The sequence below is a fragment of the Photobacterium sp. DNB23_23_1 genome (genome assembly GCF_052873815.1).
The window spans coordinates 55,808-76,845 of record NZ_JBNNXT010000018.1 but is presented as its reverse complement, the minus strand read 5'-3'; the positions used below and the strand labels follow the sequence as shown (position 1 = coordinate 76,845).

Sequence of the window (21,038 nt, the reverse complement as noted above, 5' to 3'; positions counted from 1 at the left end):
TTCACTCTCCCGTCCCCTCAATGACAATTTGATCAGAGACGCTTATGACTCGCCCATCAATGCTGGCATGCATTGCGACACTCAAACTATCTGCCGCTGCACGTGCCACCATATCTCCTTTCTTAACCTGCTGCCCAACCTCAACAATGGACTCCGCTGGACGTCCAATATGTTGCTGCAGAGAAATAGAAACCTGTTTAACGACGGGAAAGTTTTGCAAATATTCGGCTGGACGCTGGTAGTAGTCCAACACTTCTAGACGACGCATCAAACGAGATGTTGCAACACCACGATACGCTTTAAGAGGGTGAACTTGTAAAGTATTAGCCTGAAGTTGCTGTGGGCTGCGCATCAAGTTTTGCGCGCCTAGTCCTTGCTTAGCAAGGCGACAAATACGCTGAGGATCGGCGCCTTCGGGGCAAGACCACATGGTGCACAGATTACAGCCGCAACAAGGTTGCGCTGCCTGAGCATGGTTCGTATCGGCCATAAGGGCAGCACGCATCGCCTTTCTCGGATCAACCGGGTAACCAAGCAAGGCCCGAGGACAAAGTGCAGTGCACTGTCCACACTGATCACAGGCTGAACGGGCAATTTTCACTGCCTGAGCATCGCTACGCTCCTTAATTTTTGCCACACGGCTCTGCGCTTTGAGTATCAACAGTCCACTCGAGGTTTTGGTCAAAGGCTTAAATACATCACGGGTAACACTACCCATCATCGGCCCCCCTTCGATGATCACATAATCGTCGCAGGTGATACGCCCGGCAAGAGCGATGGCATCTGCATAACGCATACCAACGGGGAGGCGCGCGGTGAAGGGACGCTCTACTTCTCCATGTACAGTAACCATGGTTTCCGTCACTGGCTTATCCTGACTAGCCCAATAGACGTTGATTAATGATTCGACATTATTAACCACGATACCAATATCTTTCGGAAGTCCACCCGCAGGAATACGCTGACCTGTTGCACGATAAACCAATTCAACCTCATCCCCGGCAGGATAAGTATCTTCCATTTCCAAGATTGAGATTGAAGCAGGCAATAACGGACGCAACGTGGTAATTGTTTGACTATTTTTTTTCTTGATGCCAATAATCCCACGCGACGCCCCCACCTGCGCCATGACCATTTCCATTCCTTTTATCAAGGCCTGGCTATCCTGCAGCATCAGACACTGATCCTTATTGAGTAAGGGTTCACATTCCGCGCCGTTGGCTATCAAGGTATCAACGTGACAGTTAAGTTTCATATAAATAGGAAAGCCTGCGCCGCCCGCACCTACCACACCTGCACTTTGAAGTTGTTGCAAGAAAGGATTCATCCATAACCTCCGGTAACACATCCAATCTACATCTGCTCTCTTAGGGCTATAAGCGTCGCCCTAAGAGAGAACAAGTCATCAGAGTGACTGCATGTACAAGGCGAGTACTTCATCAGCCGTCATTGCGACTGGGTTACCCCCAGCACACGGGTCAGCCATGGCACTGGCCACCCACTGCTTAACATCTTCCTCTGTCACACCCAACTCACTAAACCCGCGCGGAATACCAACCCGTTCGTTCAAATCTCGAATGGCATTGACCGCAACAATACTCGCTTCCTCGTCGCTCATTGCACTAACATCGCAACCCAATGCCACCGCCAACTTGGCAAAGGCGGCAACGCGATGTGGACGGTTAAATTCACACACAATCGGCAACAAGATGGCATTACACACACCATGAGGGAGGTTCTTATGTGCACCCGCCGGGTGTGCCATTGCATGTACCATACCCAAGCCCGCACTGTTAAATGCCATGCCAGCAAGAAACTGTCCCAGCGCCATCATTTCGCGCGCCTCAACGTTTGAACCATCTTCGACAGCATGAGGCAGATATTGAGCAATTAAGCGCACCGATTCCAAGGCTGAATGATTAGTTAGAATATGCGCACCAACCGACACATAGGCCTCAACGGCATGGGTCAATGCATCCATACCCGTAGCTGCTGTCACATCCGCAGGCAAACCAAGCATAATGCTCGGGTCATTCACCGACACATCGGGGATAATATTGCTGTCGATAATTACGCATTTCACTTTATTCGCTTCATCAGTAATTACCGCATTACTAGTCACTTCAGCAGCCGTACCCGCTGTAGTATTGATCGCGTATAGTGGCACTCCGGCATGCTTAACCATGCCGACACCGGTATAATCTGTTATTGGTCGAGGATTAGCCGACAATATTTTTACTGCCTTCGCTGTATCAATTGCACTTCCTCCACCAAAAGCGATGATATAGCTAGCACCACTCTCCATAAAATATTCATATGCTTTATCAACAACAGCGACTGTAGGGTTAGGAATAGTGTCATTAAAACACGTGTATGAAAGACCACTTTGATCTAGTTGCTCACACAATGGCTTCAGAAGACCTAATTTCTCTAATGCAGAATCAGCTATAATCAATCCATGGCCCGGCTCACTGCCTGCCAACTTCATGACCATTTCATTAATTGCATTTTCACCAGAAATATTGATTTTTGGGAATGCGAGTGTAAACGCCATAATATACTCCATTAATACATAAATTATTATATTTAAAAACAGTCGGCTTTAATTAAGATCAAAAGCCAATCAATTCAATAGTTTCTCTTGCAATCATTCGTTGCTCGTCTGTATTGATAACCATGACTTTGGTATTACTGTCTTCAGTATTTATAAATAAGCTATCATTATTATTTTCTTCTTCATCAATACTAATTCCCATAAAGCCGAGAGAATCAGTAATATTTTTCCTAATTATTGATGAGTTTTCACCGATTCCCCCTGTAAAGACAAGGATATCGATACCATTTAGAAGAGCCGCATAAGCACCAATCGTCTCAATAACTCTACCTTCAAACATTTGAAGTGCTAAAGCAGCTCTAGAGTGCCCTAACTCACCCGCTTCTTCTAACACACGGCAATCATCTGACATCCCTGAAACCCCCAGCAAACCAGAAGCATTGTTCATCATTTCACTGACATCTCGATTGCTCATCGGTGTATTAGTGGCTAAATAAATCGGTAAGGAAGGATCGATATCACCGCAGCGTGTCCCCATCATTAGTCCTGCTAAAGGGGTAAAACCCATGCTCGTCGCAACCGATTTTCCTCCTTTAATAGCGCAAATACTCGCACCACTGCCAAGATGGCAAGATATCACCCGAGTGGGTTTATCTGCGGAACAATGCTCTGTGACATACGTACTGATATATTGATGACTGATACCGTGAAAGCCGAATCGACGAATTCCATAACGTTCATACAATTCATACGGCAGAGGATAAAGGAACTGCACTTCGTCCAAAGTCTGATGATAAGCAGTATCAAACACAGCAACATGTACAGCATTAGGCAAAGTGGCTTCAAAAGCCTCAATACAAAGAAGATTAATTGGATTGTGAATCGGGGCTAATTTGGTCAACTCTGCTATGGTATTTTTTACCTGGCTATTAATAATTACAGGCTGAGAGTAATGCTCACCACCATGCGCAACTCGGTGTCCAATATAATCAATGTCTTCTAAGGAATTAATAATACTTTGCTGGATAAGAAAAGTTATCAAGTAATCAACAGCATAAGCAAAATCACATTCAGTGAGTGTTTCCTCATACTTTTTTGTGCCTATTCTGACGATAAATCTCGTTGACGAGGAGCACACTCCATCAAAATACCCAGAAATTAGGCAGTGCTCTTCTGGCATATTAAATAACTGAAATTTCAGTGATGAACTTCCACCATTCACTGATAAAACATTTTTGTTCATTTATCTTCCTTGTGGATATTTACTGATTTAACTATGTAGATATAAACATCAGTTATTGAATATTTAAGTTCGAGTTAAAGGGCAAACTGCAAAATTCATTACCCCACCTAATGTTTCTCTTACTTGCTCTAACGCATACTCGACGGAGGACATATCTCCTTTTATCACTACCGAACCATTACCTTCATCGATTTGTTCTACACTAACTGAACCTGATTTAGTTGCTAAATCAGCCGCAATAATCGCTGCCTCGCTAGGAGAAATAGTAATCAAACCAATTGCGTTACCTTCAAGACGATAATTCAGTGCCTTTACCACCTCAATGCCGGGATTTGCAATTAAGTGAATTAAGGATACTTCTTTCCCAGGTACATATTCCTGAATGACCCTTTCTTGGTGGCTACGCATTATTCGTTCCTTCCGGTTTATTATGCTATTTATATTGCACGGATAATTTCGCAAATCTCTTTAACGTCGGGCCGAACAGGGTTTGTTTTTAGTGTGATATCCTGCTGTGCTTGGTTGGCTATCGCGAGCAAAAGGTGTTCATCATTTTTGGGGATTAAATTTAACCTTGCACCCACTTCGGTTATCCCAACAGCATCAATTAAGACCCTTGTTTCATGGATCAACGCATCAGCACCAGTCTTACAATCGGCTCCCCGGGGAACGAAACCGAGACAGCGAGCCAACCGCGCATACGTCGCTTCCGTTTTATTACATTTTCGATTGAACTCCATAACAGAGGTCAGTAACAGCGCATTAGCCAAGCCATGAGGTATGTGTAATGTTGCACCTAACTGATGCGCAATGGCATGTGTGAGCCCCAAGCCAGCATGATTGAATGCCATTCCGGCAAGGCATGACGCATTATGTAGTTTTTCACGAGCTTCAATATCGTTACCATCAATAAAAGCTGGCTTTAAATACTTAAACACTAACGTTATGGCCTTTTCTGCAAGAGCATTACTGAAATCGTCACTCTTAGCCGACACTACGGCCTCAATAGCATGGGTTAGAACATCAATGCCTGTATTTGCCGTTACCGCTGGCGGTACAGTCAACGTTTGACTTGGGTCAAGGATTGCGATGTCCGGCAAGAGTTCATCATCAACTAACGGCACCTTGATCTGGCGCTCTGGTTGAGAAATCACACTGATGTTTGTCACTTCAGAGCCCGTTCCGCTCGTCGTAGGTATCACAATAAAGCAACCACTGTGATACCCTCTCTTTTGTCCAACGAAACGAATTGCTTTGGTCAAATCAATCGCTGATCCTCCACCGTAAGCAATGACGACATCTGGCTCAAAAGCCTCCATTACCGACACACCCTTCGCTACATCTTCCGTCGTAGGATCAGGCTTAACGTCTGTAAATAGCGCAACTTGATTACGCTGACTCAACCCCGTAACAATTTGCTTTAACGCCTCAGTTTCGGAAAGAAATGGGTCGCATACCAACCAGATACGCTTCTTACATAGCTGATACAACGCAGCAAGACTATTAGGACCACTTATTAGCTTTGTCGGAATAGAAAATGGCTTCATGGCAGTCAGTCTCTCAGCGAATATTAAAGGCTTCACTCAATACGCAACGACGTAGCCGTGCGAAAGATCGTGCAGAGGTCGTCCCCTCGCCCGTAGGGGTTGCAATGGTAAAGGTTGTAAAGCCCTCAGCACCCACACCAATCCCGGCAAACGATGGAGCATTCTTAACAAAGATGCTGGTACGCATCACTCTTGCCGCACGATTAAGGTTATCAATATTCTTCGAATGCATGATCGCGGTATGCAAATTACCACCCTCAACACGCAGTGCCGCTGACAGTGCGTCATCAAAGCTTGACGCCACTGCAACGGGAAGAAGAGGCATCAATTGCTCAACCAGCATTAACGGATCGTCAGCACCAACCTCAACCACCACCAGCTTAGGAGAACCATTGAAGTCTATCCCTGCCGCTTCCAAGATGGATGCCGGGCTTTTACCTACTAGCGACTTATTCGCCTCACCTTTCTCGTTAATAACTAATTGACGCAGGCGAGCAACTTCAACTGGGTCTTGCACCCAACATGCCCCATTGGCATCGAATGCCTTTAAAAGTGGCTGCGCAACAGATTCAACGACAAGCACTGCTTTTTCAGCGATACATGGCAGGTTATAGTCAAATGATGCCCCGCTAATAATATCCTTAGCTGCTTTTTCGATATCAGCGCTTTCATCAACAATCACTGGCGGATTACCCGCTCCCGCACCAATCACCTTCTTACCCGTCTTCATTGCCATATTGACAATGCCAGGCCCTCCCGTAACCACTAGTAGGGGGATATCAGGGTGTACCATCATCTCCTTGGTTGAATCAAAGCTCGGCGTACTGACACTCACCACCAAATTACGAATCCCACAAACATCAAAAATGATCTGTTCAACCTTATTAATCAGCCAAATAGAGACATCCTTTGCACCAGGGTGTGGACTAAAAATCACACTGTTACCTGCCGCTATCATGCTAATCGCATTATTAATAATGGTTTCCGTCGGGTTGGTACTTGGTGCAATCGCACCAATAACCCCATAAGGCGAATATTCAAACAAGGTTAAACCACCGTCCCCAGTCAACGCTTGAGTCGCGAGATCTTCAGTACCAGGAGTATTCTCCAATGCGGCTTTGTTCTTCAGAACTTTATCGGAAACATTGCCCATTCCAGTTTCACGCCAAGCTTTTTCTGCCATTTCTGGAATGTCGTCAGCAAGAGCAACTCGCAGCCCATCAATGATTGCTTTACGCACTGACATAGGGCTAGCATTAAAATCAATGAACGCGTGTTTAGCAGCACTAATTGCCGCATCAACCGATTCAAAACCGGCACCATGTGCTCGCTGGGGTGTAAGGCTAATGCCTGCCTGTGCACTCTGCGCCAGTATATCCTTGACCAATAAATCGATATCTAAATTACTCATACACTCTCGATTTCCTTTAACTATTCGGTGTCTAAATACTCAACAGCTGATAGCACTCAATCGCAGTTCAAGCTATCAACGATGCCAACAATTACCTCATCAATACCCTGATTTGGCTCCTGAAAATATTGTCTTGCAGATGTCCCTTGGGCGACGATAACAATCTCCCCGCCCCCAGCACCCACCGCATCGACTGCCACCTTTTGGGCGCCCAACGCAGTTTCGCCTCCTGCGGTTATCGGCTCAACCAGCATCAGTTTCTTACCGTTCAGTGAAGGGATCTTCTGGGGTACGACTGCCGAACCGATCACTTTTGCGAGATACATACCCTCTCCTTTTAGTTACCAAATAGACCTGCTCACGTTCCATATGCTCACGGGCTAAATCAGTGAGCTGTACACACGGCTGAGTTAACAACCAACATTGGCTTAGCAGAGCAACATCACCATAATTCAGCCACGCGTTCTCACGCAGATGGACCTCAACACCTTTGTGATCCCTAATATCTAGCGGTAATGGCACCAACGGTGACACAGGTAGCATCGGTAGCAATTGTCGATGAATAATCAAGCGCGTAGTTATCCCGATAGACCAAGCTTCCAACACAGTTTTCACTGCGGGGTGACTACTATCAAACTCAGTCAATGCCAGTAAAAACACGAGATCTGGCAATACAATGTGAAACTGAGATACCCCTGATTCTTGTGCCAGCTCTACCAAAGAAGTCAATCCGGACTCCAGTTGACGAGGATGTAAGGCAATCACCTGACAATCTGATGGTGAATCCACCATGGCATTACTCCTGAAAAACTATTTCGCCCACATCATTTGCACCCTTCAAGCCCGCGGCATTGGCCTCATCTGTATCAAGGTGCATCTCTAACACGAGCTGCGGATCAACACGGATCACCACATCTTTAAATAACACCGTTCGTGGCGCTTCACCGACCAAAACATTGACAGACTGACAATCCTCAACCCCAAACAACAAGGCATCGAAAGTATTCATGTGAATATGACGTTTAGCGATAATGACTCCCTGCTCAAGGGTGATCGCCCCATGCTCACTGATAATCTCGATACCCGCCGAGCCCTCTAAATCACCAGACATTCTGACTGGCGGCTTAATGCCTAACTCCCTGGCTTGGGTCGCCGAAACCTCCACCTGGGTATAAGTACGTATTGGGCCAAGAATACGAACGTTATTGATAACCCCTTTCGGGCCTCTCAGAGACACCGTTTGCGATGCTGCAAAATGCCCAGGCTGAGCCAAGGGCTTGGAAACACCGAGGTTTTGGCCAGGAAACAACCGCGCAAAATCATCTTGCGAGAGATGAACATGGCGGTTAGATATTCCGACAGGAACAGCCCTATGACGAAGCACATCAACGACTTTAGCCGCAATAGCACCCGCATCCACAACACTCATACTGCACTTCCTTCTTTATTACTAACGGTGCCTGCTTTGCTATTGCTACTCGCAGCAGGTGATTTAGTTGAAGGCTGACGCTGTTTGCCTTGAAGCGTCCCTTTTTCTGTTTCTTCTGTTTGGGCTGCCGCAGCTGGCTGAATGTTTTTTTGCTGTCTTGTTGGTGTGCTTTTGACGGTAGTACTTTTAACGTTAGTGCTTTTAGCCGTCGTGCGCTTAGTCGGTGCTTTTTTATGACCGGCGTTCTCCAACGCAATTGCCTTGGCTTTTTGTGTAGATTGATTCTCTACGCCTTTGAAGCTATTGGATTTGAGCTTTGGTGGTTCATTCAATAACCGATCCAAACCATCAGCAGGGCGGGCAATGACTTTGCTCCCACATAGCCCTTGTTGGGCTCGGGCAAACGACGCACCAGTATCAACAGCCGCATTGACTGAGCCCACATCGCCAGCCACTTTAATCAGTATCCAGCCAAAACCATTAACCCGCTCTAAACCCAGAATTTTTATATTGGCTGATTTTGCCATTACATCAGCAACGGTAATTGCTAACGCTAACCCAGTCACCTCAACCATCCCGAATGCACTTTTCATCACGTCTACCTCTAAATAATAAGACCCTCAAGCAAGGCAGGCAGACAAGCCTGCCTTGCAAGAGATACTAGCTTTGCGCTGACGCATCAGCCGTCTCAGGCTGCGCATCACTTTCTTCGCGGGGTTTGAATGAATACAGGCTGGCACCCGCACACGCACCAAGGATTGGCGCCACAATAGGTACAATGAAGTAAGGGAAAACACTACCACCAGTAAAGGCAATTTCCCCCCAACCACTCATGGCAGTAAACAGTTTAGGGCCGAAGTCACGAGCAGGGTTAAGAGCAAAGCCAGTTAGTGGTGCGGTTGCTGCACCAATGACAGCGACGAGCAAACCAATTAACAGTGGAGCCAGTGGACCACGTGGTAAACCGTTACCATCATCAGTTAATGCCATGATCAACAACATCAATACCGCAGTAATTACAAACTCAACCACACCTGCTTGTAAAATGCTGATATCAGAATGAGGATAGGTGCTGAATAGCCCGGCTAAAGAAAGGCTGTCCACACTACCACGGGTAATGCCGTTTGCCAGTTCATATACATCAAATAGGTTGTGATAAATCAAATAGGCCAGTGCCGCCCCAGAAAATGCCCCGGCTGTCTGGGCAACGATATACGGAACAACTTTATTACCATCGAAATTTGCATACCGCCATAATGCAATGGTCACGGCCGGATTTAGGTGTGCACCAGACACCCCTGCACTCAGGTAAATACCTAAAGCAAATGCGACACCCCATACAATACATATTTCCCACAAACTAAAGTTAGCGCCAGCCAGTACAGAAGCACACAAACAACTCACGCCGAAGAAAATAACAACACCCAGGCCAAGAAATTCTGATATGCATTGGTGCAGAAGTTTTTTTTCAATAAAATTACTCATTTTATATCCTTAATAATTTTAACCGCCAACCACACACTCAATACCGAGGGATTCCACAATTTCTTTATATCGGTTGACTTCGTCATTTGACGGCGTTTTAAACTCCTTGCAATAATATTCTTTACCAAGCAAGGAATATTTGTTTTGACCAAAATTGTGATAAGGAAGAAGGTGTAATCTGGCAACGTTATCCATGTGGGTAGCGAAAGTTGCAATCGCTTTTACACTTTGTTCATCGGCGTTAAACTCTGGAATTAGAGGTACTCTTATTGATACCTGCTTCGCTAACTTGGAAATTGTCAAAGCATTTTTAAGCACCACTTCATTTGCCAAACCAGTATATTTCTCATGTTGCTTACTGTAGAAGGTTTTTATATCCAACAGAACGACATCCAACAAAGGGATTATTCGCTTCAATACATCTGGGCTAGCAATTCCAGTGGTCTCCATCGCCGTATGTAAGCCACGAGCCTTTGCCGCGCGAAGCAGCTCTTCAACAAACTCCGGTTGCGCTAACGGTTCACCACCTGACAGGGTTAGCCCTCCATTAGAACGCCGATAATGCACTGAATCTTTACACACTTCATCCAATACTTCTTTTACACTCATTTTACTGCCGGCAAGCGTCAACGCATTGGATGGGCAAACGCCAACACAACTACCACAGCCAATACATTTGTCATGATCTACCCGATTAGGGCGATTTAAACTTATCGCTTCTTGAGGGCAGGTTTTAGCGCAGTTACCACACCCAATACACTTTTCTTTTTCAAACATCACCGATGGTTTGAATTTCTGTGATTCTGGATTACTGCACCATTTACAAGACAAATAACACCCTTTCAAAAACACAATAGTTCTAATTCCTGGACCATCATGTAATGAAAACTTCTGAATATTAAATACCGTGCCTTGCGTATCTTCGTTATACATAGAATAACCTTCCACCATTAGTATCTAGACGACTCCGCACATAAAAAACCTTTCATAATAAATTTATGATTAACTTGTTATATGCGGAGCATCTTGACTTAGAACATATGTTCAGTACGTTCAATAATGTCGTCTTGGATACTCTTATCCAAAGAAATAAATTGCGCACTGTAACCCGCAATACGAATGACTAAGTCACGATATTTCTCTGGTTCTTTTTGTGCCGCTAACAAGATGTCACGGTTAACCACGTTGAACTGTACGTGCATACCTTTATGGTCGAAGTAACTACGGATGAGTGCACCCATATTGCTAAGCCCATTCTCACCTTGCAAAGCAGTTGGATGGAATTTTTGGTTATACAAGGTACCGTTTGAGGCAATAAAGTGGTCCAATTTAGCCACTGAGTTAGTCGCTGCAGTTGGTCCACTTCTATCCATACCACGACTAGGCGACACACCATCAGCCAACGGTTCACCGGCCATCCTGCCATCCGGTGTCGCTCCTACTGCGGTTCCCATCAAAACATTGATTGACGCAGGATAAAGTCCCGCTTGGAATGAACCACCACGAGGGTTGGTGTATTTTTGAACCTCACGACAGTAAATCGCTGCACCTTCTCGTGTGAGCAAATCCACCTCATCAATGTCATTACCAAATTTCGGCGCATCAATCAGCATTTGACGTACCGAGTTCGTTTTCGAGGTCAAAACGCTCACATTACTCTTCAATGCTTGCGAATCCAGTAAAGCTGCAGAGCCAGTTTCGGCAAGTACTTTCTTCACTGCATCCATCACCATGTCATAGGCAGGATCATTGGCGCTATTAGTTGGTCCGGCAGCTTCACCGCCAAAATTGGTATCCAAGGCATCTTTAACTTGTTGAAGGGTCAACTTACCTTCATCAAATACCAGTTTCTTAATCGCAGTGAGTGAATCGCCAACATTCGCCGCACCCACACCTTGCGGACCACTGAAGTTGTACTGTGCGCCACCTTCTTGCAGAGACTTACCATCACCGATACAGTCATCGACCATGCACGACAGATACGGCAATGGTGCACGCTCGGCATGTGAAATATCAACACAATTATCGGCAGTGATCAGGTGAAGAACAAAGTATTCAGCTTGCTTTTGATAAGCATCCATTAGCTCATCAAAAGATTTTAATTCAGTAAGCTGTGGCGTAACTGGACCCAGTTGTTGACCATCAACTTTACCACCATTGAGAGTGATCTCTAGTAATTTACCTAGATTAAAGAATGCCGAATCATGCCAACCTTCTGTTTTACCTGGGCACTGAGGTTCCACACAGCCGATAATGCCGTACTGACGTGCATCTTGCAGGCTCAAACCCCGGTTAACCAGAGCGGTAACAATCACTTCATCGTTATAGAAAGCAGGAACCCCTAAACCTAAGCGGCTCAACTCACACGCTTTAAGCAAGAACTCATTCGGCGTTTTCGACCATACACGAACCGAGAACGAAGGCTGAGGTAAACGTACGCGCGCGGTTGCTTCCATACACATATAAGACAAGGTGTTAGTTGCATCTTCACCATTTTGATCTTGGCCACCAACAATCAAATTTTGGAACATAGGGTAGCCACCAAACGCATTGGTAGATACCTCATCACGCACTTTGTTAATATCGTTAAGTTTAACCCAAATACAATCAATCAGCTCTTGTGCACACTCAGGTGAAATTTCTTTGTCCATTTCAAAGTAAGGGTGCATGTACTGATCAAAACGGGTTGGTGAAATCGAGTGGCCATTGGATTCCAAACCAATCATCAGATGGACAAACCAAAATGCCTGACACGCCTCATGGAAATTCGTCGCACCTTGCTCTGGAACACGACGGCAAGTTTCAGCAATTTTTTGCAGCTCTGCTTGACGAGCACCACTTGCTGATTGCGCTAATTCACTGGCCTTATTGGCATAACGTTTCGCAAACTGAATCGCGGCATTACAAGAGATAATAATGCCTTTATAAAACTGTTCTTGCTTGATGTAATCAGGGCACGTCTTATCAGCCGATAACATTTTCTCAGCGACTTCGGTAATAATTCCCTGATAACCAACTTTAAGCACTTTTCCGTAATCGACAGAAATGTGCCCTACTCCATTCATGTAATAGTTACCAACGGTAAATACGCCGGCATCCATACACGCTTGCGTGTCTGATGACATATAAGAGGTGGCAAGTTCACTGGTCGTTTTACCCTGCCAATATGGGAATACTTCGCGTAGTTCTTGTTTTGCTTGCTCAGAAATTTGAAATGAATCACCGCTTCGCTTACCGACACGCTCAAATTCATCCTCAATCCAGGTGTTTGAGAACTCAGGAAAGATTTGTGATGAACGAGGTTCAATGGTTGCACTGCCCACGACCAATTCATTATCGCGGATCACGACAGGGAGTTCGGCTAGAATACGCTCAAACGCCTTAGCGCGACGAATGATTGCAGGTTTACCTTCAGTTTCTTTATAAGAGGCAGTAATCGCTAAAGCACGGGCTGTTTCAATACACGGCACAGCATCTAATATTTGGTTACGTAGTGACTCGACACGACTCGTCGGCTCACTAAATCCTTGTGATACAGGTTTCATTATTATTATCCTTCTATGGCCTAAATGTAGGGTTTAGTAGCAGACGGGGCTTCACCACCCATGGTTTCAAGCAAGCTGATACCAATTTCACGAGCAGTCGAAACCGCTTGTCGAACCGCACCAGAGTCACCAGAAATGACCAAGGTAGCTTCATTCGAAAAGCTCGTTCCATTCGCCGGAGAACAGTAAGCGACGGTATTAACATTGGCCGCTTTAAGCGCAGCATCCGCCATTAACACACCAATAGAAGCTGGTGCACCAACAATAACGCCGCAGGCCCTGCCCAGTGGCGCCCCAAAGGCTTTCTCCAATGCATAGCTAGCACGAGCGCTGTATTGCAGTTCCACATGGCCCGCATCATTGGCATAAACATCACCAAAGGTACGCTCTAGTTGACTAAGCGCGACTTCCACAGCACGCTTAACATCAGACACATCCGAACCACCAAAGATGATTAATGAACCATGTCCCGCACCACCTTTGGTGTCACGAGGTAGTTCGATTTTCACGACTTCAGTATTGGTTGCTTTTACGGCTTCATCCGCAGCCATAATATGTGGGCCGGCACCTGTTCTCGCTCCCAATATACCGATAGAGCGGTATTTCTTATCGAGGTTCATCACTTCTAAAAGTTGACTATCAACGTTCGCAATCACGAGGCCAATCGTGTCACCAATTGCAGTGCCAACAAACTCTGTCATTGCATTGTTTTTTTTGGCTTTTACAGGTTCTTGACGTGTGATTACTTCAGGAGGTTGGCTAGTCACGGGTACGAGGGAAGTCTCTCCCTGCTCCCCGACCTTCTCTAATACATCAGAGATTATTTGCTCTACTGTTGTTATCGTTGTCATCATGCAATTCCTTCAGGAAGGGCGGCGGGTAGTACAGCTTCAACATCCGTATGTGGCCTTGGAATAACATGAGTGGCAATGACATCACCCACGTTACTAGCGGCACAAGCACCAGCATCTGTCGCAGCTTTTACTGCCCCTACATCACCACGAACAACCACTGTGATTAGCCCTGAACCAATCTTTTCATAGCCAACCAACTGAACATTTGCAGATTTAACCATGGTATCGGCAGCTTCAATTGCTGCAGTTAAACCGCGAGTTTCAACCATTCCTAACGCTTCTTGTTGCATCATTGTCGCCTCTTTATTGGTGTATACCGGATTACCTTAAATCGACAAACATCACCTAAATGATGACTCGTTTTAACAGGCTTATGGTGCCTTCAAGTAAAACGGGTATAGAAACTAATTAAAAATCCATGTACCTAAATTACTTTGATTCAACAGCCCTGATTGTTCAGGTGTAATTCCTAAGCAAGTCAGTCATATCTCTGTTCACAGTAACTTTGGTGTGTTTGATTCTAAGCGTTAACAATTTAATTATGTTGCTACGAAAGGACTATTGATTGACAAGAATTTTTTATTATATAGCAATAATTTTCTATTTAATGCTGTTTTAAGTAATGAAACACAACAAATTCAATAAGCATTTTTTGCGTTTAGGTAAGATGACAAAAGTGTAAAGTGTCGTATAGATCAAAAAAATAAGCACTTCTTCACTTCGCAGAAGTAAAATACAGCAACCACCAATGCACAAAATTTATTATTATGCTTAAACAAATGAGTCACATGTCATACTTTGTGTATATAAATTACGATAGAATAATTCATATAAAGAATTGAAGCGTAACTAGGCAATTTCTGAGGTTTTCAACAAGATGATTTCTAATGATATAGTAAATGAAATTGCTTATGACTTTGCAATGGCAACTGGATTAGCGGTACTTGTTGTTGATCTCGACGGGAATGAAATATCTCCCCGTTTTAACTTCACCCCCTTATGCGAAAGAATCCGTACTCACAGTTCACTTTTTGAAATTTGCAAACGCTGCGATCGGGTTGGTGGGTTAACTAGCCTTCAAGAGCAAAAAACAATGTTTTATCGATGTCATGTTGGCTTGATTGATTTCTCTATCCCATTGATGATAAAAGGAAACCTACTTGGATTTGTACAGTGCGGACAAGCAAAAATTGTCGATAAAAGTAGGATACCGATCATCACTCATCATAAGCACAACTGGCATCAAAATAAAGAATTGATGAGGTTATACGATGAAATGCCAACTGTAAAAATGCGTAAAATCGTCTCTGCTTCAGCAATTTTAAAAACAATCATTGATAACTACCTTTCTGAAAAATTAGTTTTAAGCTCACTATCAAAATCTAATGAAGAGTCTTTATCTAATGAAAGAAACTGTATTCAAAGCAAATATAAAATTGAAAAAGCGATTGAATTTATAAATAAAAACATAACATCAGAATTAACATTAGATAGTGTCGCTTATCACGTTGATCTAAGTCCATTTTACTTCAGCAGATTATTTAAAAAGCATATCAACATAGGTTTCAATGCCTATCTTAATCAACAACGAATTAATGATGCAAAATTAATATTAACTAATAATAATGCGTCAGTAAGTGATGTAGCCAAACAAGTTGGATACAATAATGCTAGTTATTTTATTAAACAATTCAAAAAACAGTGTGACATGACTCCTTTAGAGTTTAGACATAATAATGAAATATCAGAAATTAACTAACTTTTATTTTCACCATATAATGTAAATGAATAATAGACCGTCGCTCAGAGTGAGTGTATAAATAAATATATCCTGGTCACACGATCAGGTACTGATACCAAGAACAGCCTATCGCAAAGATTCTTCATCTCAACAAGGAAAACCATCACTGAATATTACGAGCGCCGAGAAGGCAGGCTCATAGCAATGGATTAGATCGAGTAAGATTAATTGAGCCACCTAGCTGCCTTGCTAGTTAAACTCCAGGAGTTAATTGACAACTAATTGTTCGACAGATTTCTAACAACTCATTTTTTGTGGTTTCAATACTGTCAACCGCGTGGTGAACAGCATCCGAATCAAGGGTAACATACGGTACAGTCAGAACAGCGAGAAAGTCTAGTCCTGAAAAAATAGGCACACTAATATTCATGATCCCTGATATTTGTGGGCTTGGACCAATAAAGTAACCCAGTTTTTTCGTTTGTTCTATCTGCGATTTTGCTTGCAGCATTTCATTTTCAGTAGCACCACTTTGTTTAAATATTTTTTCTCTTTTTTGTGAATCACAAAAGCTTAAAAGCACAATCCCCGAGCCAGAAGAGCACACATCCAACTTAGCACCAATCTTGAGACTAAAGCCCATTTTGTATGGGCTTTCTTCACGACCAATGACAACAAGGTGCTGACTGTCATACCAGGAAATATGACATGACTGATTGACTTTTTCACTCAATTCTTTCATCAGCGGTTTAGCTACATTAAGTAACTGAGATTGTGGTGGATATTGATTGGCTACATTAAACATCTGCATGGAAAACTCATATTTACCACTCTCTTCATGAAATGTGACATAGCCTCGACGAGTTAACACAGAAAGTACTCGGAAAATTTCACCTACGCTACGACCGACAGTGTCTGCGATCTGCTTTTTTGACATGGGGCCTGCTACACTTGCCAATAGCTCTAAAATGTCCAAGCCTTTTTCTAGCGCGGGGGCGTTATACTCCTGCCTAACTGCTTTTTCCAAGTACGTTCTCCTTAATTAACCAAACCCATCATTTTGGGGAGCGTCATTGATATTGCTGGGATATAGGTAACCGCCATCAACACCATAAATATCACGGCAAAGAATGGTAGCAGTGTTTTAATTACATGGTCAATTTTGATATCGCTGATTTTACACCCTGTGAACAATATTGGCCCTACCGGTGGTGTAATGGTGCCTAACGATAGGTTAAACACGAGTAAAATACCAAATTGAACTGGATCCATACCTAAATTCACACAGATAGGTAAGAAAATTGGTGTAAAAATCAACACTGCTGGTGTTGGGTCCATAAAAGTCCCAACGAACAGCAGTACCACATTGATGATCAGTAGAATAATTATTGGATTATCGGTTAGCGATAAAAGTGTATCAGCAATCGCTCCAGGAATATGTGTGAACGCCATGACCCACGACATAACAGATGAAGCGGCGATCATAAAGATAACAATAGCCGTAAGTTTGGCCGTCGAAAGCAAAATAGTAGGTAACTGTTCGACTTTCAATGCCTTATAAATAAATCCTAGTGCAAGCGAGTATACCACTGCTATCGCAGAAGCTTCCGTTGGAGTGAAAATGCCTGCAAGAATACCCCCTATGACCACAACAACCAATGAAAGACTTGGAATCGCATCAATGAACAATCGCACTCGTTCAGAACCACTTAGTACATGCTTCGACATGTAGCCTCTGCGGTAAGCCATAACTCCCGCCATTAGCATGACCCCACCTCCCCATAAAAGCCCAGGTAAATAGCCTCCCATAAACAGTGCCGATATTGATACGGAACCAGCAACGGTTGCATAAACAATGAGAGTATTACTTGGTGGTATAAGCATACCTGTGGGCGCTGAGGCTATATTGACAGCCGTTCTGAATGCTGAATTGTAGCCCTCTTTTTCTTGGATTGGGTTCATGATGCCACCGATAGCTGCCGCCGAAGCAACACCTGAGCCACTTATCGAACCAAATAGCATATTTGATACAACATTCGTTTGTGCCAATGCTCCCGGGAAATATCCAGTAACAATACGTGAACAATTAATTAAGCGTATAGCGATACCTCCATTGTTCATGATATTCCCAGCCAGTATAAAAAAGGGGATAGCTAAAAGAGCAAAGCTATCAAGCCCAGTAAACATACGCTGAGCGGCAGTAGTCATAGCTCCCGCCATCGGCAGAATACTTACCATAGCGACAAAAGAAGGGAGGCCAATACTAATACTTATTGGTGCTCCTAAAATCAGCAGAAAAATCGCACCGCCGAACATAATTAACGCAGCGAGAGTAGCAGCATCCATACGACTTATCCTTTTACGCTCAGTTTCTGAAACTGGTGGATTAGTTTCAATTGATTGATAATGAAATAAACTAGAATTAGCGCACCAGAAATTGGCAATGCAGAGTAAATCACACCCATTGGGATTTCTAATGCAGAATCAAGTTGCCACATTTGGCGTACTGACGCCTTGTAACCGCCCTGCCACATAACGATATAAGCAAAAATAGCGATAGCCCATTCCGTAAAAATATCAACGAGAACCCCTGTTTTAGGAGAGAGCTTGTCGCGAACATAACTGATTGCCATGTGTTCCCTTAGTCCAAACACATAAGCACCGCCAATCAATACCAACCAAACAAACATGTACCTTGACAACACTTCACTCACTGCACTTGGGCTGTCAAAAATGTAACGGGTAACAACCTGATAGGTTACAATAATTGTAAGCAAAGCCATTATTGCAATACACGTTCGCTCTACTACCCAGTCAATGATGATTTTTGACTTCTCTGCCCAAAACAACCATTTTTCCACTAGATTCTTTCCTTGAAATAAAGGGAGCTAGACGCTTGCCTAGCTCCAATAAATTTAGCTCAAATCACTGATCGCTTTCGTCAGTTCTTTTTGCGCATCAGTTTTGATTAATTTTTGCTGAAGCGGTTTGCAGCTGTCTTGGAATTGTTTAACATCAACATCTACAAACGTTGCACCATTGTTTTCTGCAAGTGCACGAGCTTGACCTATTTTGGCATTCCATTTAGCGAACTCGTCGACTGTTGATTCTTTCGCTAGTTTGCGAATTGTAGCTTGGTCGCTCTTAGACATTGAGTTGATAAAATCATCGCTAATGATCACAAGGTCAGGAACCATTAAATGAGAGGTTTTACTGAAATAAGGTGCGACCTCATAGTGTTTCATATCTGCATAAGTTATTTCGTTGTTCTCACCGCCATCAAGTACACCTTGTTGAACGGCTGTATATACTTCACCTTGACTCATTGGAACACCAGTGCCCCCCATACACCCCAGCATTTCAACCATGGTGTTAGACTGCATTACGCGGATTTTTTGACCTTTCATATCCGAAACAGATTTAACGTTACTACCTTTGGTATAAACATTACGAGAACCCGCGGTATAAGCAGTCAAAACTTCAAAGCCAAACTTTTTGGTTGACGAAAATAGCGAATCTAAAGCACCAGAAGTGAAGACTTTTTCCTGGTGTTCAATGCCGGTATAGGCAAAAGGCATACCGATTGCTGTGAAGGTTTTGTCGTAGTTTTCTACCAGTGGATTAGCAACGACCGCCATTTGAACTGCACCTGATTGTACTAGTTCTAGTGAAGCTCGCTGATCGCCTAATAAAGCATTTGGATAAATTTTAACCGTGTAGCGACCATCGGTAGCCATCTCCAACTGCTTACCAAACTCTTCCAGTGCTAAGTATTGAGGGTGCTGGTCTGACTGATTAAAAGCGGTTTTAATCTCAGTTGCAGCAAAAGTCATTGATGACATTGTCATGGTGATACCAGTTACAGTGGTAAAAAGTACGTTTTTCAGCATTTTGTTCATGTTAACTTCCTATTATTATCATCTAAGCCAATGTATCCATTGGAATAAAGTCCATGTCATCGAATGTTTGATTTTCACCTAACATTCCCCATACAAAGCTATAATTTTGCGTACCACAACCAGAATGAATCGACCAACTCGGTGAGAGTACTAGTTGCTTATCTCTTACGATGATGTGGCGAGTTTCTGTGGGCTCTCCCATCATGTGAAATACAGTTTGTTCCGGTTTAATATTGAAATAAACATATGCTTCCATTCGCCGTTCGTGTGTATGTGCCGGCATTGTATTCCAAACACTACCTGCCGCGAGGTGTGTTATCCCCATACATAACTGGCAAGTTTCAATCACATCTGGGTGAAGGTATTGATAGATAGTTCGTTGATTTGCCGTTTCCAGCGCCCCGAGTTTTACTTCACGTGCTTCATGTTGGGGTATCAATTTGGTGGGTAATGATTTATGTGCCGGAGCACTTAGGCCATAAATAGTCGCGTCACCCTCTAGCTTTTCGATACTAATATTTCTAGAACCTAGTCCGACATAGAGTGCATCCATTGCATTCAAATCGTAGGTTTGGGCGTCAATGGTTACGCGTACTTTGCCAGACAGACAGGTCAATCCTAACTCTCTTCGCTCGAGAAAAAACGCAGTGCCAAACGATTTATTATCGATCCATTCCTCGAGAATAAGTGGCTCATCGATAGGGCAAATCCCGAGAGCTACTGCGCGATCAATATGGCTATAAACGACTTTCACTTCTGATTTCACAAATAGATCGTCAATTAAAAACTCATCTCGCAGCTGGCTCGTAGTGTACTTTTTAACGTCACATGGGTTTGCTGAATACTTTGTAAGCATAAATTCCCTTCTTATGCAGTAAGTTATACGTTTGATAATAGCACTTGTTCATATATGATAAATATCAGTCGCATGTGAACAGATGGAATCGTGATCATCGACTCCAAATATTAGAGAAAAAATGGTTGTTTTTTGAACTGAGTCAACTTTATAAAATGGCATTTCAATAAACGGAACTTCAGAGCGTGCGGTTACATTTTTGCATCTAACTGAGTTTTAATTGTGAGATCTAAAGTAATATGAAGCGTTGTTGTACCAACCGACATAAATATTTGATCAACTACTTATCCAGATTGGTATTAACGGTAAAAAGATTCAAAAAGAAATCGGGTCTTCATACCTTCCAACATGTAGGCACTATGCACTCAGTAGGAAACCAGGAATAAACGTGCTAAATACCCTGAGATAGAAAATAAAATAGAAGGGAACTAAATGCGGGCTCTACGATAAAATCTTTTGACCAAGAACAGCCTA

General features: G+C 43.5%; 21 protein-coding genes. 1 reads left to right on the top strand and 20 read right to left on the bottom strand.

Features of this window, described 5'->3' with window-relative positions:
• Window position 1 precedes the first annotated feature (1 nt).
• The 15 genes from ACVA53_RS13240 to pduA form a co-directional block, all read right to left on the bottom strand.
• Window positions 2-1,327, bottom strand: coding sequence for a 4Fe-4S dicluster domain-containing protein (locus ACVA53_RS13240; protein WP_446505341.1), 1,326 nt, complete (start codon window positions 1,325-1,327; stop codon window positions 2-4).
• A 78-nt stretch (window positions 1,328-1,405) separates the two neighbouring features.
• On the bottom strand, window positions 1,406-2,554 hold the full coding sequence (locus ACVA53_RS13235; RefSeq protein WP_446505340.1) for an iron-containing alcohol dehydrogenase: 1,149 nt from the start codon (window positions 2,552-2,554) through the stop codon (window positions 1,406-1,408).
• A 58-nt stretch (window positions 2,555-2,612) separates the two neighbouring features.
• The gene (locus ACVA53_RS13230; protein ID WP_446505339.1) at window positions 2,613-3,797 is read right to left on the bottom strand and encodes an acetate/propionate family kinase; all 1,185 of its coding nucleotides are present in this window, start codon (window positions 3,795-3,797) and stop codon (window positions 2,613-2,615) included.
• A 63-nt stretch (window positions 3,798-3,860) separates the two neighbouring features.
• Window positions 3,861-4,205, bottom strand: a complete 345-nt coding sequence (locus ACVA53_RS13225; protein WP_255043741.1) for a BMC domain-containing protein — start codon at window positions 4,203-4,205, stop codon at window positions 3,861-3,863.
• Between the two features lie 29 nt (window positions 4,206-4,234).
• Window positions 4,235-5,344 carry a 1-propanol dehydrogenase PduQ gene (locus tag ACVA53_RS13220; RefSeq protein ID WP_255043742.1) on the bottom strand — a complete coding sequence of 370 codons (1,110 nt, stop codon included), beginning with the start codon at window positions 5,342-5,344 and terminating at the stop codon, window positions 4,235-4,237.
• Window positions 5,345-5,357: 13 nt separating this feature from the next.
• Entirely contained in the window at window positions 5,358-6,755 is a 1,398-nt protein-coding gene (locus ACVA53_RS13215; RefSeq protein WP_255043743.1) for an aldehyde dehydrogenase family protein, read from the bottom strand.
• 56 nt (window positions 6,756-6,811) lie between these two features.
• Window positions 6,812-7,081, bottom strand: a complete 270-nt coding sequence (locus ACVA53_RS13210) for a EutN/CcmL family microcompartment protein (protein ID WP_255043744.1) — start codon at window positions 7,079-7,081, stop codon at window positions 6,812-6,814.
• The gene (gene pduM, locus ACVA53_RS13205) at window positions 7,017-7,547 is read right to left on the bottom strand and encodes a PduM family microcompartment protein (protein ID WP_255043745.1); all 531 of its coding nucleotides are present in this window, start codon (window positions 7,545-7,547) and stop codon (window positions 7,017-7,019) included. The genes ACVA53_RS13210 and pduM overlap by 65 nt, the downstream gene beginning before the upstream one ends.
• A 4-nt stretch (window positions 7,548-7,551) precedes the next feature.
• Entirely contained in the window at window positions 7,552-8,184 is a 633-nt protein-coding gene (gene pduL, locus ACVA53_RS13200; protein WP_255043746.1) for a phosphate propanoyltransferase, read from the bottom strand.
• Complete coding sequence (locus ACVA53_RS13195; protein ID WP_446505338.1) at window positions 8,181-8,777, bottom strand: BMC domain-containing protein; 597 nt, start codon at window positions 8,775-8,777, stop codon at window positions 8,181-8,183. Before ACVA53_RS13195 ends, pduL begins: the two co-directional genes overlap by 4 nt.
• Window positions 8,778-8,844: 67 nt before the next feature.
• Complete coding sequence (locus ACVA53_RS13190) at window positions 8,845-9,669, bottom strand: MIP/aquaporin family protein (RefSeq protein ID WP_255043748.1); 825 nt, start codon at window positions 9,667-9,669, stop codon at window positions 8,845-8,847.
• An 18-nt stretch (window positions 9,670-9,687) separates the two neighbouring features.
• Window positions 9,688-10,602: a glycyl-radical enzyme activating protein gene (locus tag ACVA53_RS13185; protein WP_255043749.1), complete on the bottom strand. Its 915-nt coding sequence runs from the start codon at window positions 10,600-10,602 to the stop codon at window positions 9,688-9,690.
• A gap of 98 nt (window positions 10,603-10,700) precedes the next feature.
• Window positions 10,701-13,214 carry a glycyl radical protein gene (locus ACVA53_RS13180; protein WP_446505337.1) on the bottom strand — a complete coding sequence of 838 codons (2,514 nt, stop codon included), beginning with the start codon at window positions 13,212-13,214 and terminating at the stop codon, window positions 10,701-10,703.
• A gap of 20 nt (window positions 13,215-13,234) precedes the next feature.
• Window positions 13,235-14,068: a propanediol utilization microcompartment protein PduB gene (gene pduB, locus ACVA53_RS13175; protein ID WP_274134440.1), complete on the bottom strand. Its 834-nt coding sequence runs from the start codon at window positions 14,066-14,068 to the stop codon at window positions 13,235-13,237.
• Window positions 14,065-14,358, bottom strand: a complete 294-nt coding sequence (gene pduA / locus ACVA53_RS13170) for a propanediol utilization microcompartment protein PduA (RefSeq protein WP_255043771.1) — start codon at window positions 14,356-14,358, stop codon at window positions 14,065-14,067. The genes pduB and pduA overlap by 4 nt, the downstream gene beginning before the upstream one ends.
• A gap of 587 nt (window positions 14,359-14,945) precedes the next feature.
• Between pduA and ACVA53_RS13165 the strand changes: the two genes are divergently transcribed.
• Window positions 14,946-15,827 (top strand): PocR ligand-binding domain-containing protein, encoded by an 882-nt coding sequence (locus tag ACVA53_RS13165; RefSeq protein WP_255043752.1) that lies wholly within the window; start codon window positions 14,946-14,948, stop codon window positions 15,825-15,827.
• Window positions 15,828-16,062: 235 nt separating this feature from the next.
• On the opposite strand, the gene ACVA53_RS13160 is transcribed toward ACVA53_RS13165, so the two are convergent.
• From ACVA53_RS13160 to kduI, 5 genes are read right to left on the bottom strand one after another with little or no spacing between them, the layout of a single operon-like run.
• Complete coding sequence (locus ACVA53_RS13160) at window positions 16,063-16,836, bottom strand: IclR family transcriptional regulator (protein WP_446505336.1); 774 nt, start codon at window positions 16,834-16,836, stop codon at window positions 16,063-16,065.
• Between the two features lie 11 nt (window positions 16,837-16,847).
• Window positions 16,848-18,155, bottom strand: coding sequence for a TRAP transporter large permease (locus ACVA53_RS13155; RefSeq protein ID WP_255043754.1), 1,308 nt, complete (start codon window positions 18,153-18,155; stop codon window positions 16,848-16,850).
• A 5-nt stretch (window positions 18,156-18,160) separates the two neighbouring features.
• Window positions 18,161-18,670, bottom strand: coding sequence for a TRAP transporter small permease (locus ACVA53_RS13150; protein WP_255043755.1), 510 nt, complete (start codon window positions 18,668-18,670; stop codon window positions 18,161-18,163).
• Window positions 18,671-18,724: 54 nt separating this feature from the next.
• Window positions 18,725-19,708: a TRAP transporter substrate-binding protein gene (locus tag ACVA53_RS13145; RefSeq protein WP_255043756.1), complete on the bottom strand. Its 984-nt coding sequence runs from the start codon at window positions 19,706-19,708 to the stop codon at window positions 18,725-18,727.
• Window positions 19,709-19,730: 22 nt separating this feature from the next.
• Complete coding sequence (gene kduI, locus ACVA53_RS13140; protein ID WP_446505335.1) at window positions 19,731-20,564, bottom strand: 5-dehydro-4-deoxy-D-glucuronate isomerase; 834 nt, start codon at window positions 20,562-20,564, stop codon at window positions 19,731-19,733.
• Between the last annotated feature and the right edge of the window lie 474 nt (window positions 20,565-21,038).

Bases quoted from the DNA above. Each gene is read 5' to 3' on its own strand.
- ACVA53_RS13165 (WP_255043752.1), top strand. From the start codon at position 14,946: ATGATTTCTAATGATATAGTAAATGAAATTGCTTATGACTTTGCAATG.
- ACVA53_RS13235 (WP_446505340.1), bottom strand. From the start codon at position 2,554: ATGGCGTTTACACTCGCATTCCCAAAAATCAATATTTCTGGTGAAAAT.
- kduI (WP_446505335.1), bottom strand. From the start codon at position 20,564: ATGCTTACAAAGTATTCAGCAAACCCATGTGACGTTAAAAAGTACACT.
- ACVA53_RS13180 (WP_446505337.1), bottom strand. From the start codon at position 13,214: ATGAAACCTGTATCACAAGGATTTAGTGAGCCGACGAGTCGTGTCGAG.
- ACVA53_RS13220 (WP_255043742.1), bottom strand. From the start codon at position 5,344: ATGAAGCCATTTTCTATTCCGACAAAGCTAATAAGTGGTCCTAATAGT.
- ACVA53_RS13230 (WP_446505339.1), bottom strand. From the start codon at position 3,797: ATGAACAAAAATGTTTTATCAGTGAATGGTGGAAGTTCATCACTGAAA.
- pduL (WP_255043746.1), bottom strand. From the start codon at position 8,184: ATGAGTGTTGTGGATGCGGGTGCTATTGCGGCTAAAGTCGTTGATGTG.
- ACVA53_RS13225 (WP_255043741.1), bottom strand. From the start codon at position 4,205: ATGCGTAGCCACCAAGAAAGGGTCATTCAGGAATATGTACCTGGGAAA.
- ACVA53_RS13185 (WP_255043749.1), bottom strand. From the start codon at position 10,602: ATGTATAACGAAGATACGCAAGGCACGGTATTTAATATTCAGAAGTTT.
- ACVA53_RS13145 (WP_255043756.1), bottom strand. From the start codon at position 19,708: ATGAACAAAATGCTGAAAAACGTACTTTTTACCACTGTAACTGGTATC.
- pduA (WP_255043771.1), bottom strand. From the start codon at position 14,358: ATGCAACAAGAAGCGTTAGGAATGGTTGAAACTCGCGGTTTAACTGCA.
- ACVA53_RS13190 (WP_255043748.1), bottom strand. From the start codon at position 9,669: ATGAGTAATTTTATTGAAAAAAAACTTCTGCACCAATGCATATCAGAA.
- pduB (WP_274134440.1), bottom strand. From the start codon at position 14,068: ATGATGACAACGATAACAACAGTAGAGCAAATAATCTCTGATGTATTA.
- pduM (WP_255043745.1), bottom strand. From the start codon at position 7,547: ATGGTGGATTCACCATCAGATTGTCAGGTGATTGCCTTACATCCTCGT.
- ACVA53_RS13240 (WP_446505341.1), bottom strand. From the start codon at position 1,327: ATGAATCCTTTCTTGCAACAACTTCAAAGTGCAGGTGTGGTAGGTGCG.
- ACVA53_RS13195 (WP_446505338.1), bottom strand. From the start codon at position 8,777: ATGAAAAGTGCATTCGGGATGGTTGAGGTGACTGGGTTAGCGTTAGCA.
- ACVA53_RS13215 (WP_255043743.1), bottom strand. From the start codon at position 6,755: ATGAGTAATTTAGATATCGATTTATTGGTCAAGGATATACTGGCGCAG.
- ACVA53_RS13155 (WP_255043754.1), bottom strand. From the start codon at position 18,155: ATGGATGCTGCTACTCTCGCTGCGTTAATTATGTTCGGCGGTGCGATT.
- ACVA53_RS13210 (WP_255043744.1), bottom strand. From the start codon at position 7,081: ATGTATCTCGCAAAAGTGATCGGTTCGGCAGTCGTACCCCAGAAGATC.